The 14,718-nt window shown below is 69.9% G+C and carries 9 protein-coding genes; 4 read left to right on the top strand and 5 right to left on the bottom strand.

The window, feature by feature from the left end:
• Positions 1 to 140 precede the first annotated feature (140 nt).
• The 5 genes from ABZ924_RS13215 to ABZ924_RS13195 form a co-directional block, all read right to left on the bottom strand.
• A complete protein-coding gene (locus ABZ924_RS13215; protein WP_361907661.1) occupies positions 141 to 1,124 on the bottom strand; it encodes a PAC2 family protein in 984 nt (327 codons plus the stop codon).
• A gap of 127 nt (positions 1,125 to 1,251) precedes the next feature.
• Positions 1,252 to 2,859 (bottom strand): glycerol-3-phosphate dehydrogenase/oxidase, encoded by a 1,608-nt coding sequence (locus ABZ924_RS13210; RefSeq protein WP_361907659.1) that lies wholly within the window; start codon positions 2,857 to 2,859, stop codon positions 1,252 to 1,254.
• Between the two features lie 38 nt (positions 2,860 to 2,897).
• Positions 2,898 to 4,424, bottom strand: a complete 1,527-nt coding sequence (gene glpK, locus ABZ924_RS13205) for a glycerol kinase GlpK (protein ID WP_361907657.1) — start codon at positions 4,422 to 4,424, stop codon at positions 2,898 to 2,900.
• A gap of 75 nt (positions 4,425 to 4,499) precedes the next feature.
• Positions 4,500 to 5,282 carry an MIP/aquaporin family protein gene (locus ABZ924_RS13200; protein ID WP_361907655.1) on the bottom strand — a complete coding sequence of 261 codons (783 nt, stop codon included), beginning with the start codon at positions 5,280 to 5,282 and terminating at the stop codon, positions 4,500 to 4,502.
• Between the two features lie 319 nt (positions 5,283 to 5,601).
• The gene (locus tag ABZ924_RS13195) at positions 5,602 to 6,369 is read right to left on the bottom strand and encodes an IclR family transcriptional regulator (RefSeq protein WP_361907654.1); all 768 of its coding nucleotides are present in this window, start codon (positions 6,367 to 6,369) and stop codon (positions 5,602 to 5,604) included.
• Between the two features lie 253 nt (positions 6,370 to 6,622).
• On the opposite strand from ABZ924_RS13195, the gene metH reads away from it, so the two are divergent.
• The 4 genes from metH to ABZ924_RS13175 all read left to right on the top strand — a co-directional run bounded on the left by metH (position 6,623) and on the right by ABZ924_RS13175 (position 14,685).
• Positions 6,623 to 10,135 carry a methionine synthase gene (metH, locus tag ABZ924_RS13190; protein ID WP_361907652.1) on the top strand — a complete coding sequence of 1,171 codons (3,513 nt, stop codon included), beginning with the start codon at positions 6,623 to 6,625 and terminating at the stop codon, positions 10,133 to 10,135.
• A gap of 112 nt (positions 10,136 to 10,247) precedes the next feature.
• On the top strand, positions 10,248 to 10,949 hold the full coding sequence (locus tag ABZ924_RS13185; RefSeq protein WP_361907650.1) for an HAD family phosphatase: 702 nt from the start codon (positions 10,248 to 10,250) through the stop codon (positions 10,947 to 10,949).
• A 477-nt stretch (positions 10,950 to 11,426) separates the two neighbouring features.
• A complete protein-coding gene (locus ABZ924_RS13180; RefSeq protein ID WP_361907648.1) occupies positions 11,427 to 13,031 on the top strand; it encodes an ABC transporter substrate-binding protein in 1,605 nt (534 codons plus the stop codon).
• Between the two features lie 73 nt (positions 13,032 to 13,104).
• Positions 13,105 to 14,685, top strand: a complete 1,581-nt coding sequence (locus tag ABZ924_RS13175; protein WP_361907646.1) for an ABC transporter substrate-binding protein — start codon at positions 13,105 to 13,107, stop codon at positions 14,683 to 14,685.
• Positions 14,686 to 14,718: the final 33 nt, after the last annotated feature.

The following is a 14,718-nucleotide window of genomic DNA, read 5'->3' as shown; positions in this document are numbered from 1 at the left end:
CGGGGCTGAAATATCAGCCCCGCCGGCGTTTGAGGCGAAACAGGTCCGGGCGGAGCCCGGTTTCTGGGGGCACCTCCCAGCGGTAGCTGGGGGAGAAGGGGCGGGGAGGGGACAGGGGCTCCGCGCAGCGGCCACCGCCGCTACGGCGTCGGCGGCTCCGGCGGGGCCGGGTCCTCGCCCGTGTCCTGGTCGGGGTCGGACGGCCGGCGCGGGGGCCGCGTACGGCCCGAGGAGGTGTCCCGGAGGTACGAGCCGTCCGCACCCGCGGCCCCCGGCTCGGCAGCCGGATCCCGCCGCCGCAGGTACCGCTCGAACTCCCGGGCAATGGCGTCCCCGGACGCCTCCGGCAGGTCCGCGGTGTCCCGCGCCTCCTCCAGCGTCTGCACGTACTCCGCGACCTCGCTGTCCTCCGCGGCCAGTTGGTCCACCCCGAGCTGCCAGGCCCGCGCGTCCTCCGGCAGTTCGCCGAGCGGGATCCGGATGTCGATCAGGTCTTCCAGCCGGTTCAGCAGGGCCAGCGTGGCCTTCGGGTTCGGCGGCTGCGAGACGTAGTGCGGGACCGCCGCCCACAGCGACACCGCCGGCACCCCGGCGTGCGTGCAGGCCTCCTGGAGGATCCCGACGATGCCCGTCGGCCCCTCGTACTTGGTCTCCTCCAGGTCCATCGTGCGCGCCAGGTCCGGGTCGGAGGTGACCCCGCTGACGGGCACGGGCCGGGTGTGCGGGGTGTCGCCCAGCAGCGCACCCAGGATGACCACCATCTCGACGCCCAGCTCGTGGGCGAAGCCCAGCAGTTCGTTGCAGAACGACCGCCACCGCATCGACGGCTCGATGCCCCGTACGAGCACCAGGTCGCGCGGCTTCGCGCCGCCGATCCGCACCACGGACAGCCGCGTCGTCGGCCACGTGATCTTCCGTACGCCGTTGTCCAGCCACACGGTCGGCCGGTTGACCTGGAAGTCGTAGTAGTCCTCGGCGTCCAGCGCCGCGAAGACCTCGCCCTTCCACTCCCGGTCCAGGTGCGCCACCGCACCGGAGGCCGCGTCACCCGCGTCGTTCCAGCCCTCGAACGCGGCCACCATGACCGGGTCGATCAGCTCGGGCACGCCCTCAAGCTCGATCACCCAGGTCTCCTTCCGAAGTTCCCTTGTGTACGTGGGAAAGCCTAAGCCTTGTGGGGACGCCTGCCACAGCCCACGACAGAGGGGCGGTTCCCCTCGGAACCGCCCCTCTTCCCCACCTGCGCCGGAGCTATGCCTTGCGGGCCAGCATCTCCTCGACGCGGCCGCGGACCGCGTCGTCGTCGAGGCCGCGGATGGTCACCGTCGTGCGGCGGCGCAGCACGTCGTCGACGGTCTCGGCCCACTCGAAGTCGCGGGCGTAGGCGACCTGCGCCCAGATCTCCGGGCCGTCGGGGTGGATCCGCTCGGCCAGCGCCGGGTCCTCGTTGGCCAGGCGCGCGATGTCGAAGGCGAGCGAGCCGTAGTGGGAGGCCAGGTGGCGGGCGGTCAGCGGGTCCATCCGCATGCCCGGCTCGCGGTCCACCAGGAGGCGGTGCGCGACGGCGTTGGGGTTGGCGACACCGGGCAGCGGCACCCGGCGCACCAGGGACTTCACCGGCTCCATGTCGTCGGTCAGCGGGCTGCCCGGCAGCTTGGCCAGCTTGTCCATGACCACGCGGCCGATGTGGCGGTACGTGGTCCACTTGCCGCCGGCGACCGACAGCATGCCGCCCGCACCCTCGGTGACGACCGTCTCGCGCTTGGCCTTCTCCACGCCGCCGGGGCCGCCGGGCAGCACGCGCAGGCCGGCGAAGGCGTACGTCATCAGGGAGCGGTCGAGGTCGGCGTCCTTCACCGAGAAGGCGGCCTCGTCCAGGATCTGCTGGATGTCCTTCTCGGTGGCGCGCACGTCCGCCGGGTCGCCCTCGTACACCTCGTCGGTGGTGCCCAGCAGCAGCTGGTCCTCCCACGGCAGGGCGAAGGTGATGCGGTACTTGTCGATCGGGGTGGCCATGGCGGCCTTCCACGGCGACTTGCGCTTCATGACGATGTGCGCGCCCTTGGACAGGCGGATCGACGGCAGCGCGTGCTTGTCTTCCATGCGCCGCAGGTGGTCCACCCACGGGCCGGTGGCGTTGAGCACGACGCGGGCGTCGATGCCGAACTCGGTGCCGTCCAGGCGGTCCTTGAGCTCGGCGCCGGAGACCCGGCCGCGCGTGGTGCGCAGGCCGGTGACCTCGGCGTGGTTGAGGACGACGGCGCCGGACTCGACGGCCGCGCGGACCGTCATGACGGCGACGCGGGAGTCGTTCATCTGGTGGTCGTAGTAGACCGCGACGGCCTTGAGGTTGTCGGTCTTCAGGCCGGGGTTGTCGGCGACGGCACGGGCCGGGGATATGACCTTGCCCATGCCGTCGCCGAAGGCCGAGAGGGCGGAGTAGGCGAAGACGCCCGCGCCCAGCTTGGCCGCACCCACCGGACCGCCCTTGTAGACCGGCAGGTAGAAGGTGAGCGGGTTGACCAGGTGCGGGGCCACGTCCTTGGCCAGCACCCGCCGCTCGTGGTGGTTCTCGGCCACCAGCTTGACCGCGCCGGTCTGCAGGTAGCGCAGGCCGCCGTGGACGAGCTTGGAGGAGGCGGAGGAGGTGGCGCCGGCGAAGTCGCCGGCGTCCACCATGGCCACCCGCAGACCCGACTGCGCGGCGTGCCAGGCCACCGAGGTGCCCAGGATTCCGCCGCCGATGACCAGCAGGTCGTACGTGGCCTTCGACAGCTGCTCACGGGTCTCGGCGCGGCCCGGGTTCGAGCCGGCGGTCGGGTGCGTTCCCAGGGCGGGGACGCTCTGCAGGGTGCTCATGTCTCTTCAGCTCCTCATCGGTTCGTCGGCTGGTGCGGTCAGCCGGCGTTTTCCTCGTCGATCCAGCCCATGGACCGCTCGACGGCCTTGAGCCAGTTCTTGTACTCGCGGTCCCGCTGCTCGGCGGGCATCCGCGGGGTCCACTCCGCCGCGCGGCGCCAGTTGGCGCGCAGGGCGTCGGTGTCGGGCCAGAAGCCGACGGCCAGGCCGGCGGCGTAGGCGGCGCCGAGGCAGGTGGTCTCGGCGACCATCGGACGGACCACGGGGGCGTCCAGGAAGTCCGAGAGCGTCTGCATCAGCAGGTTGTTGGAGGTCATACCACCGTCGACCTTGAGGGCCGTCAGTTCGACGCCGGAGTCCTTGGTCATGGCGTCGGTGATCTCGCGGGTCTGCCAGGCGGTGGCCTCGAGCACGGCACGGGCGATGTGCGCCTTGGTGACGTAGCGGGTGAGGCCGGCGATCACACCGCGGGCGTCGGAGCGCCAGTACGGGGCGAACAGGCCGGAGAAGGCGGGGACGAAGTAGGCGCCGCCGTTGTCCTCGACGGAGGAGGCCAGCGTCTCGATCTCGGCCGCGGACTTGATCAGGCCCATCTGGTCGCGCATCCACTGCACCAGCGAGCCGGTGACGGCGATGGAGCCCTCCAGGGCGTAGACCGGCTTCTGGTCGCCGATCTGGTAGCCGACCGTGGTCAGCAGGCCGCTGTAGGAGTTGATGATCTTGTCGCCGGTGTTCATCAGCATGAACGTGCCGGTGCCGTACGTGGACTTGGCCTCGCCCTCGGCGAAACAGGTCTGGCCGAACAGGGCGGCCTGCTGGTCACCGAGCGCGGAGGCGACCGGGACCCCGGCGAGGACGCCGTCCTTGACGTGGCCGTAGACCTCGGCGGAGGACTTGATCTCGGGGAGCACGTTGAGCGGGACGCCCATGGACTCCGCGATCTTCTCGTCCCAGGCCAGGGTGTGCAGGTTCATCAGCATGGTGCGCGAGGCGTTGGTGACGTCCGTGACGTGCGCACCGCCCTCGGCGCCACCGGTCAGGTTCCAGATGACCCAGGTGTCCATGGTGCCGAAGAGGATGTCGCCGGCCTCGGCGCGCTCGCGCAGGCCCTCGACGTTGTCGAGCAGCCAGCGGACCTTCGGGCCGGCGAAGTACGAGGCGAGCGGCAGGCCCGTCTCGCGGCGGAAGCGGTCCTGGCCGACGTTGCGGCCGAGCTCCTTGCACAGGGCGTCGGTGCGGGTGTCCTGCCAGACCAGCGCGTTGTGCACCGGCTCGCCGGTGTTCTTGTCCCACAGGACGGTGGTCTCGCGCTGGTTGGTGATGCCGATCGCCTTGACGTCGGCAGCGGTGATCTCGGCCTTGGCGATGGCGCCGGCGACGACCTCCTGGACGTTGGCCCAGATCTCCGTGGCGTCGTGCTCGACCCAGCCGGGCTTGGGGAAGATCTGCTCGTGCTCCTTCTGGTCGACGGCGACGATGCGGCCGTCGCGGTCGAAGACGATGCAGCGGGAGGAGGTGGTGCCCTGGTCGATCGCGGCGATGAACGGGCCGGTGCTGGTGGTCATGGTGGCTGCTCCTGGGAGGTCTGTGGTGCGGAACCAGTAGGCGGTGCGGATCTTACGAACGCGGCCGGTAGCTGATCAGGCGAACGCGATGTTGTACAGACCGCCTGCGAGGGCGGCGCCGGCGAGCGGGCCGACCACCGGTATCCAGGAGTAGCCCCAGTCGGAGCCGCCCTTGTTGGGCAGCGGCAGCAGGGCGTGGACGATGCGCGGACCGAGGTCGCGGACCGGGTTGATGGCGTAGCCGGTCGGGCCGCCGAGCGAGAGGCCGATGCCCACGACGACGAAGGAGGTGATCAGGACGCCGATGACGCCGAGGCCCTTGCCGCCGTCCTGCAGGCCCTGGGTGAGGATCGCGAGGACGAGGACCGCGGTGCCGATGATCTCGGTGACGAGGTTCTGCACCACGTTGCGGATCTCGGGTCCGGTGGAGAAGACGCCGAGGACGGGGCCGGCCACGTCGTGCGGGTGCGGGTCCTCCGGGCCGAGCTTGGCGTCACGGATGTGCTCGGGGTCGGAGAGGTGGGCCCGGAACTGGCCGTAGTAGGTGACCCACATCAGCACGGCGCCGAGCATGGCGCCGAGGAGCTGGCCGGCGAAGTAGACCGGGACGTCGCTCCAGTCGCCGTTCTTGACGGCGAGGCCGACGGTGACCGCCGGGTTGAGGTGCGCGCCGGAGAGCGGGGCGGAGACGTAGGCGGCGATCAGTACGGCGAAACCCCAGCCGAAGGTGATCGAGAGCCAGCCTGCGCCCCGGGCCTTGGAGCTCTTGAGGGTCACGGCGGCGCAGACACCGCCGCCGAGCAGGGTGAGCAGGGCGGTACCGATGGTCTCGCCGAGGAAGATGTCGGAGCTGGACACCCGCGACTCCTTTGTCTTACGTCCAGGGGTGGGCGGACGCCGGGTCTGCTGACCCGTGGTCCGCGCACTCGGTGAGTGCTTCACCGGTCCTTGGCCTTGCCACACCCTAACGCGTATTGCCGGTAGGTGTTCGACAATGCCGACCGATGCACGGCAGTTTTTCGCCCAGGTGAAGAACGCGTCAAGGGTTGGCCAGGCCAAAGTGTCGGATCGTTACCGCTCGGTGTGTTCGAACGAATCAAGCCATCCGAGGGCCGAGATATGGCGAAAAGAGGGCAGAAAGCAGCCCGGGTGCGGCCGGGAGGGGAGCGGTGAGGGCCTAGAACCGGCCCGCGCCGAGGTCGCGCGAAACCGACCGTGCGCAGTCGCGCACCGAGGCCACGAGGGCCGCACGGGGCTCCCCGGACTCCCCGCAGACCCGCTCGACGGCGCCCGCGACGGCCACCGCGCCGACCGGCATCCGCCGCCGGTCGTGGATGGGGGCCGCCACCGAGGCGATGCCCTCCCAGGTCTCCTCGACGTCTGCGGCCCAGCCGCGCGCCCGGGTCAGGTCCAGGATCTCCTCGAAGCCCGCGCCGTCGGTCACCGTCCGGGGCGTGAACGCCTCGCGCTCCGCCTCCAGGGCCTCGGCGTGCGCCATCGGGTCGTACGCGGAGAGCACCTTGCCCAGCGCCGTGGAGTGCAGCGGCTGCATGGCCCCCACCTCCAGCACCTGGCGGCTGTCGTCGGGGCGGAAGACGTGGTGCATGATCAGCACCCCGCTCTTGTGCAGCACGCCCACGTACACGCTCTCGCCGCTCGCCCGGGCCAGGTCGTCGGTCCACACCAGCGCGCGGGCGCGCAGCTCGTGCACGTCCAGGTAGCTGTTGCCGAGGCGCAGCAGCTCGGCGCCCAGCTGGTAGCGGCCCGAGGCGGGGTCCTGCTCCACGAAGCCCTCGGCCTGCAGGGTGCGCAGGATCCCGTGCGCCGTGCCCTTGGCCAGGCCGAGCGCGCCGGCGATGTCCGACAGGCCCAGGCGCCGCTCCCCGCCCGCGAGAAGCCGCAGCATCGCAGCGGCTCGTTCGAGCGACTGGATGTTCCGTGCCATGGCTGCAGCCTCCTGCTGACGTAGTTCGACAATGCTGAACACTATCGGCCCATGCCGACCTCCCGCATGGTTGGGCAACTGTTCAGGCCGATGTCGGCCGGAACTCCCCCTGCCGCCGCCCCCGCGCACAGGATGCAGTCCGCCACGTGGACGGCCCTCACCGGGGTTGCCGGGGCGCGGTTACCCTGACCGCGTGCACCCTTGATTCAGCAAGGGTGCAAAGCCGACAGCCGTCGCATCCCAGGGAGCTCTCATGGCCTCGTTGCCGAACCCGCCCGCAGACACCCAGACCCGGGCCGACGCCCTCCGCGAGGCGCTCGCCACCCGGGTGGTCGTCGCCGACGGAGCCATGGGAACGATGCTCCAGGCCCAGGAGCCCACCCTCGAGGACTTCCAGCAGCTCGAGGGCTGCAACGAGGTCCTCAACGTCACCCGCCCCGACATCGTGCGCTCCGTCCACGAGGCGTACTTCGCGGTGGGCGTGGACTGCGTGGAGACCAACACCTTCGGCGCCAACCACACGGCCCTCGGCGAGTACGACATCCCCGGACGCAACTTCGAGCTGTCCGAGGCCGGCGCCCGCATCGCCCGCGAGACGGCCGACGCGTTCACGGCCGCCACGGGGCAGCAGCGCTGGGTCCTCGGCTCCATGGGCCCCGGCACCAAGCTGCCCACCCTCGGCCACATCGACTACACCACCATCCGCGACGCCTACCAGGTCAACGCCGAGGGCCTGATCACCGGCGGCGCCGACGCCCTGCTGGTGGAGACCACCCAGGACCTCCTGCAGACCAAGTCCTCCATCATCGGCGCCCGGCGCGCCATGGAGGCGCTCGGCGTCTCCGTCCCGCTCATCTGCTCCGTCACCGTCGAGACCACCGGCACCATGCTGCTCGGCTCCGAGATCGGCGCCGCGCTGACCTCCCTGGAGCCCCTCGGCATCGACATGATCGGCCTGAACTGCGCCACCGGCCCGGCCGAGATGAGCGAGCACCTGCGCTACCTGGCCCGCAACGCGCGCATCCCGCTGTCCTGCATGCCCAACGCCGGCCTGCCCGTCCTCGGCAAGGACGGCGCGCACTACCCGCTGTCCGCCGCCGAGCTCGCCGACGCGCAGGAAACCTTCGTCCGCGAGTACGGCCTCTCCCTGGTCGGCGGCTGCTGCGGCACCACGCCCGAACACCTGCGCCAGGTCGTCGAACGCGTCCGCGGCACCGCCCCCGTCGCCCGCGACCCCCGGCCCGAGCCCGGCGCCTCCTCGCTGTACCAGACGGTCCCCTTCCGCCAGGACACCTCGTACATGGCGATCGGCGAGCGGACCAACGCCAACGGCTCGAAGAAGTTCCGCGAGGCCATGCTGGAGGCCCGCTGGGACGACTGCGTGGAGATGGCCCGCGACCAGATCCGCGAGGGCGCGCACATGCTCGACCTGTGCGTGGACTACGTGGGCCGCGACGGCGTCGCGGACATGCAGGAGCTGGCCGGCCGCTTCGCCACCGCCTCCACCCTGCCGATCGTGCTGGACTCCACCGAGGTCGACGTCATCCAGGCGGGCCTGGAGAAGCTCGGCGGGCGCGCCGTCATCAACTCCGTCAACTACGAGGACGGCGACGGCCCCGAGTCCCGCTTCGCCAAGGTCACCCGTCTGGCCCAGGAGCACGGCGCGGCCCTCATCGCGCTGACCATCGACGAGGAGGGCCAGGCCCGCACCGTCGAGCACAAGGTCGCCATCGCCGAACGGCTCATCGCCGACCTGACCGGCAACTGGGGCATCAACGAGTCCGACATCCTCATCGACTGCCTCACCTTCACCATCTGCACCGGCCAGGAGGAGTCCCGCAAGGACGGCATCGCCACCATCGAGGCGATCCGCGAGCTCAAGCGCCGCCACCCGGCCGTACAGACCACCCTCGGCCTGTCCAACATCTCCTTCGGCCTGAACCCCGCCGCCCGCGTCCTGCTGAACTCCGTCTTCCTCGACGAGTGCGTCAAGGCCGGTCTGGACTCCGCCATCGTCCACGCCTCCAAGATCCTGCCGATCGCCCGCTTCGACGAGGAGCAGGTCGCCACCGCCCTCGACCTCATTTACGACCGGCGCGAGGGCGACTACGACCCGCTGCAGAAGCTGATGGCCCTCTTCGAGGGCGTCAACACCAAGTCCCTCAAGGCCGGCCGCGCCGAGGAGCTCCTCGCCCTGCCCCTGGAGGAGCGCCTGCAGCGCCGCATCATCGACGGCGAGAAGAACGGCCTGGAGGCGGACCTCGACGAGGCCCTCACCGCCCGCCCCGCCCTCGACATCGTCAACGAAACCCTCCTGGAGGGCATGAAGGTCGTCGGCGAGCTCTTCGGCTCCGGCCAGATGCAGCTGCCGTTCGTGCTGCAGTCCGCCGAGGTCATGAAGACCGCCGTGGCCTACCTCGAACCGCACATGGAGAAGTCCGACGCCTCGGGCAAGGGCACCATCGTGCTCGCCACCGTGCGCGGCGACGTCCACGACATCGGCAAGAACCTCGTCGACATCATCCTGTCCAACAACGGCTACAACGTCGTCAACATCGGCATCAAGCAGCCCGTCTCCGCGATCGTCGAAGCCGCGCAGGAGCACAAGGCCGACGTCATCGGCATGTCCGGCCTCCTCGTGAAGTCCACCGTGATCATGAAGGAGAACCTGGAGGAGCTCAACCAGCGCAAGCTGGCCGCCGACTACCCGGTCATCCTCGGCGGCGCCGCGCTCACCCGCGCGTACGTGGAACAGGACCTCCACGAGATCTACGAGGGCGAGGTCCGCTACGCCCGCGACGCCTTCGAGGGCCTGCGCCTGATGGACGCCCTGATCGCCGTCAAGCGAGGCGTCCCCGGCGCCGCCCTGCCCGAGCTCAAGCAGCGCCGCGTCCCCAAGCGCGAGACCCCGCTGCCGACCGTGCAGGAGCCCGAGGAGCCGGGCGGCCGCTCCGACGTCGCCACGGACAACCCCGTCCCCACCCCGCCGTTCTGGGGCACCCGCGTCGTCAAGGGCATCCCGCTGAAGGACTACGCCTCCTGGCTGGACGAGGGCGCCCTGTTCAAGGGCCAGTGGGGGCTGAAGCAGGCCCGCGCCGGCGGCGCCACGTACGAGGAGCTCGTCGAGGGCGAGGGCCGTCCGCGCCTGCGCGGCCTGCTGGAGAAGCTCCACACCGAGAACCTCCTCGAGGCGGCCGTGGTCTACGGCTACTTCCCCTGCGTCTCCAAGGGCGACGACCTGATCCTCCTGGACGAGCAGGGCAACGAGCGCACCCGCTTCACCTTCCCGCGCCAGCGCCGCGGCCGCCGCCTGTGCCTGGCGGACTTCTTCCGCCCGGAGGAGTCCGGCGAGACCGACGTGGTCGGCCTGCAGGTCGTCACCGTCGGCTCGAAGATCGGCGAGGCCACCGCCAAGCTCTTCGAGTCCGACTCCTACCGCGAGTACCTCGAGCTGCACGGCCTGTCCGTCCAGCTCGCCGAGGCCCTCGCCGAGTACTGGCACGCCCGTGTCCGCGCCGAGCTCGGCTTCGGCGGCGAGGACCCGGCCGACGTCCAGGACATGTTCGACCTCAAGTACCGCGGCGCCCGCTTCTCCCTCGGCTACGGCGCCTGCCCCGACCTGGAGGACCGCGCCAAGATCGCCGACCTGCTCCAGCCGGAGCGGATCGGCGTCCACCTCTCCGAGGAGTTCCAGCTCCACCCGGAGCAGTCCACCGACGCGATCGTCATCCACCACCCCGAAGCGAAGTATTTCAACGCACGCTGAGCCTGATCGACGTACACTGGTCGGTCCCATACAGGCCGGTCGCCTGCTCCCCGGGGGGAATCGCCCCGCGGGAAGGCGGCCGGCCTTCTCGCTCCCCACGAGAGGTGTGCGCATGACCAGCACCGTTCCCGTCTCCGTCACCCGCACGGCCGACGGCTCGGCCCTCCAGGCGGTGCTGCTCGACATGGACGGCACCCTCGTCGACACCGAGGGCTTCTGGTGGGAGGCCGAGGTCGACGTCTTCGCCGAGATGGGCCACCGGCTCGACGAGGCCTGGCGCGACATCGTCGTCGGCGGCCCGATGAGCCGCAGCGCCGGCTTCCTGATCGAGGCCACCGGCGCCGAGATCGACCTCACCGAGCTCACGGTGCTGCTCAACGAGCGCTTCGAGGCCCGCATCGCCGACCGGGTCCCCCTCATGCCCGGAGCCGAACGGCTGCTGTCCGAGCTGGCCCGGCACAACGTGCCCGCCGCCCTCGTCTCCGCCTCGCACCGCCGCGTCATCGACCGGGTCCTGCGCTCCCTGGGCCCCGAGCGCTTCGCCATGACCGTCGCCGGTGACGAGGTCCCGCGCACCAAGCCGCACCCCGACCCGTACCTGCTGGCCGCCCGCAGCCTCGGCGCGCACCCCTCGCGCTGCGCCGTCATCGAGGACACCGCCACCGGCGTGGCCGCGGCGGAGGCCGCAGGCTGCCGGGTCGTCGCCGTCCCCTCGGTCGGCCTCATCCCGCCCGCCCCCGGCCGGACCGTCGTGCGCTCCCTGGAGGACGTCGACCTTCCGTTCCTGCGCTCGCTCATCACTCCGATGAACTGACCGCACACGCTGCGTGCCGAACGGAACCCCCGTTCCATGGGAATCCCGCGGAAGGATCTTCCGTTCATTGGGGCGGGGGCCGAAATTCCATCCTTTCCGTGGCAGTTGAGTCGGGTGACCTTTGTCACCCGCAAAGCCCCCTACGGACCTGTACAGGGACCCCGCAGGCTTCCCTTGTGTCCGGATTGATGATCTCCTGCCCGCATCTGTGATGACCCCCGCCCTGACAGGCAGTCCGCTCCCATCACCGTGCGATTACACCCCAAGTCCTGCCAGTTCAAGCCATCCCGTCCAAGGCCACTAATGTCGACGCGGGCACTCCGCACCGCAGCAGTCCCGGACACATACCCCTGTGCCGGGACCGTGTGGACCGATCGTCACAAAACCGGCCCGATCGTTCCGCCCTGAACGGGCGACCGCCGCGAAGTGCCCTCTACGCCGCTTTGAACAAGTGCCGGTCAAGGGAGTACTTCCAGCATGAACCGCAAGACCCTGGTGCTGACGGCCGCGGCCGGACTGCTCACCCCCTCGCTCGCCGCCTGCGGCAGCGCGACGGGCGGAGGAGCAGGAACCGGAGCGATCGTCGTCGGCACCACCGACCGGTACGAGGCGGCGGACTACGCCCCCGCACCGTTCGACCCGGCGTACGCCTACGACGCCGGAGCCTGGAACGTCCTGCGGCAGACGGTCCAGACCCTGATGCACACCCCCCGCGGCGGCGGCCAGCCCGTCCCCGAGGCGGCCTCCTCCTGCCACTTCACCGACAGCAGCAACGAGAGCTACCGCTGCACCCTGCGCCCCGGCCTGAAGTTCGCCAGCGGCGAGCCCCTCACCGCCAAGGACGTCAAGTTCTCCATCGACCGCGTCCTTTCCATCAACGCCGAGAACGGGCCCTCCTCGCTGCTGTCCACCCTCGACACCGTCGAGGTCAAGGGCGCCGACACCGTCGTCTTCCACCTGAAGACCCCCGACGCGACGTTCCCGTACAAGCTCTCCACCCCGGCCGCCGGCATCGTCAGCCAGAAGACCTACGACGCCAAGAAGCTCCGCGAGGGCTTCGCCGTCGACGGCTCCGGCCCGTACACGATGAAGGCCGAAGTCAAGGGCAACCACCTCGTCCGCGCGGTGTTCAGCAAGAACCCGAACTACAAGGGCGACCTCAAGCTGCAGAACGACAAGATCGAACTGCGCACCTTCAACGACTCGGCCGCCATGGTCAAGGCGCTGGGCGAAGGCCGCATCCACATGGTCTCGCGCACCCTGGCGCCCACCCAGATCACCGAGCTCTCCGCCAACCCGCCCAAGGGCGTCAAGCTGGTCCCCATGCCCGGCCTGGAGATCCGCTACATCGGCTTCAACACCGAGGCCCCCGCCGTCAAGGACAAGGCCGTCCGCCAGGCCCTCGCCGCCGCGGTCGACCGCAGCGCCCTCATCTCCAAGGTGTACGGCAAGTCCGCCCAGCCGCTGTACTCGCTGGTCCCCACCACCGTCACCGGCCACGTCAACTCCTTCCGCAACAAGTACGGCGACGCCAACACCGCCAAGGCCGCCCAGCTGCTGAAGGACGCCGGCATCAAGACCCCGGTCAAGCTGACGCTGAACTACACCAAGGACCACTACGGCGACGGCACCGCCGCCGAGTTCGAGATCCTGAAGAACCAGCTGAACTCCACCCAGCTGTTCGACATCACCGTCCAGGGCAACGACTGGACCGAGTTCCGGCCCGCGCAGAAGAAGGGCGACTACGCCGCCTACGGGCTCGGCTGGTTCCCCGACTACCCGGACGCCGACAACTTCCTCGCTCCCTTCCTGGAGCAGGACAACTTCCTGGGCACGCCGTACGCCAACACCACGGTGCGCACCAAGCTCATCCCCGAGTCCCGCAAGGCCGCCGACCGCAACGTCGCCGCCCCCGCGATCACGGAGATGCAGGACATCGTCGCCGAGGACGTGCCCGTCCTGCCCCTGTGGCAGGGCCAGCAGTACGTCGCCGCACGCGACGGGATCACCGGAGTGGAGTGGTCGGTCAACGCCATCTCCGACCTCCAGCTGTGGGAGCTCGGCCGAGGCGTAAGCGGCTGAGACCGGCAGGACCGGCGGCGGGTGTCGCAGGCCGGCGCAACGATTCAGTAAGACCGATAAGGACGTTCGCGTGATGAGACGTAACCAGTGGCTCGCAGCCCCGCTCGGCGCAGCCACCGCCGCCGCGCTGCTCAGCGGTTGCGGTTCGACCGATGGCCCGGCCGCCGAGGGCGGCAAGGGCGTGGTCATGGGCATATCCGACAAGGTGAAGTCCACCGACCCCGCCTCGGGTTACGACCCGGGCTCCTGGCTGCTCTTCAACAACGTCTTCCAGTCGCTGCTGAGCTTCCCCAAGGGCGGCACCATCCCCGAGCCCGACGCCGCGCAGTCCTGCGCCTTCGACGGCGGCGACAGCAAGGTGTACAAGTGCACCCTGCGCCCGGGCCTGAAGTTCTCCAACGGGCACTCGCTCACCTCGCAGGACGTCAAGTTCTCCTTCGAGCGCACGCTGAAGATCAACGACGCCAACGGCCCGTCCGTCGTGCTGTCCTCGATCGCCGGCATCGACACCCCCGACGAGAAGACCGTCGTCTTCCGCCTCAAGACGTCCGACGCGACCTTCCCCAGCAAGATCGCCTCGGGCGCGGGCTCCATCGTCGACCACGCCGAGTACCCCGCCGACAAGCTCCGCACCGACGGCAAGGCCATCGGCTCCGGCGTCTACAAGCTCGACTCCATCAACGACAAGAGCGCCAACTTCTCGGTCAACGACTCCTACAGCGGCAAGGCCAAGGCGAAGAACACCGGCGTCACGCTGAAGTTCTTCAACCAGGACCAGGCCGCCCTGAAGAAGGTCCTCGAGAACGGCGACGTCGACTTCGCCTACCGCGGCCTGGCCGCCAAGGACATCGCCGGCCTGTCCTCCACCAAGACCGGCAACAACAAGATCGAGGTCGTCCAGGGCACCGGCGCCGAGGTCCACCACCTCGTCTTCAACGTCAAGGACGAGACCGCCGGCAAGCTCCCGGTCCGCAAGGCCATCGCCTTCCTCGTGGACCGCGAAGCGCTCGTCAAGGACGTCTACGAGGGCACCGCGACCTCGCTGTACTCCATCGTCCCGGCCGGCATCGGCTCGCACACCACCCCCTTCTTCGAGCGCTACGGCGGCTCGCCGCAGCCGAAGAAGGCCGAAGCCGTCCTGCGCGCGGCCGGCATCAAGGACAAGGTGAAGATCACCCTGTACTCGACGCCCGCCCGCTACGGCCCGGCGACGGACCAGGAGGTCCAGCTCGTCGCCAAGCAGCTCAACGACAGCGGCCTGTTCGAGGCCGACGTCAAGTCCGTCGAGTACGAGCAGTACGAGAAGGACATCGAGGCCGGCAAGTACGGCGTCTACGTCAAGGGCTGGGTCCCCGACTACCCGGACGCCGACAACTTCACGCAGCCGTTCTTCGGGCCGAACAACGTCCTGAACAACAACTACGACAACAAGGAGATCACCGGGACGATCATCCCGGCGACCTCCGCGAAGTCCGACCGCACCGCGGCCGGCCCCGACTACAACCGCCTGCAGGACATCGTGGCCGACGAGGTCCCGATCCTGCCGCTGTGGCAGGGCAAGCAGTACGCGGTCACCCGCCAGAACGTGACCGGCCTGCAGTGGTCGCTGGACGCCTCCACCGTCTTCCGCTTCTGGGAGATCAGCAAGGGCTGACGGCCCCTCTTTTGGGGGCGGCTTCGCCTCCGG

This window comes from Streptomyces sp. NPDC046876, from assembly GCF_040645035.1.
GTDB lineage: Bacteria > Actinomycetota > Actinomycetes > Streptomycetales > Streptomycetaceae > Streptomyces.
The sequence above is the reverse complement of the archived record's forward strand: the minus strand, read 5'-3'. Positions and strand labels throughout refer to the sequence as shown.

Bases quoted from the DNA above. Each gene is read 5' to 3' on its own strand.
- ABZ924_RS13210 (WP_361907659.1), bottom strand. From the start codon at position 2,859: ATGAGCACCCTGCAGAGCGTCCCCGCCCTGGGAACGCACCCGACCGCC.
- glpK (WP_361907657.1), bottom strand. From the start codon at position 4,424: ATGACCACCAGCACCGGCCCGTTCATCGCCGCGATCGACCAGGGCACC.
- ABZ924_RS13195 (WP_361907654.1), bottom strand. From the start codon at position 6,369: ATGGCACGGAACATCCAGTCGCTCGAACGAGCCGCTGCGATGCTGCGG.
- metH (WP_361907652.1), top strand. From the start codon at position 6,623: ATGGCCTCGTTGCCGAACCCGCCCGCAGACACCCAGACCCGGGCCGAC.
- ABZ924_RS13185 (WP_361907650.1), top strand. From the start codon at position 10,248: ATGACCAGCACCGTTCCCGTCTCCGTCACCCGCACGGCCGACGGCTCG.
- ABZ924_RS13180 (WP_361907648.1), top strand. From the start codon at position 11,427: ATGAACCGCAAGACCCTGGTGCTGACGGCCGCGGCCGGACTGCTCACC.
- ABZ924_RS13175 (WP_361907646.1), top strand. From the start codon at position 13,105: ATGAGACGTAACCAGTGGCTCGCAGCCCCGCTCGGCGCAGCCACCGCC.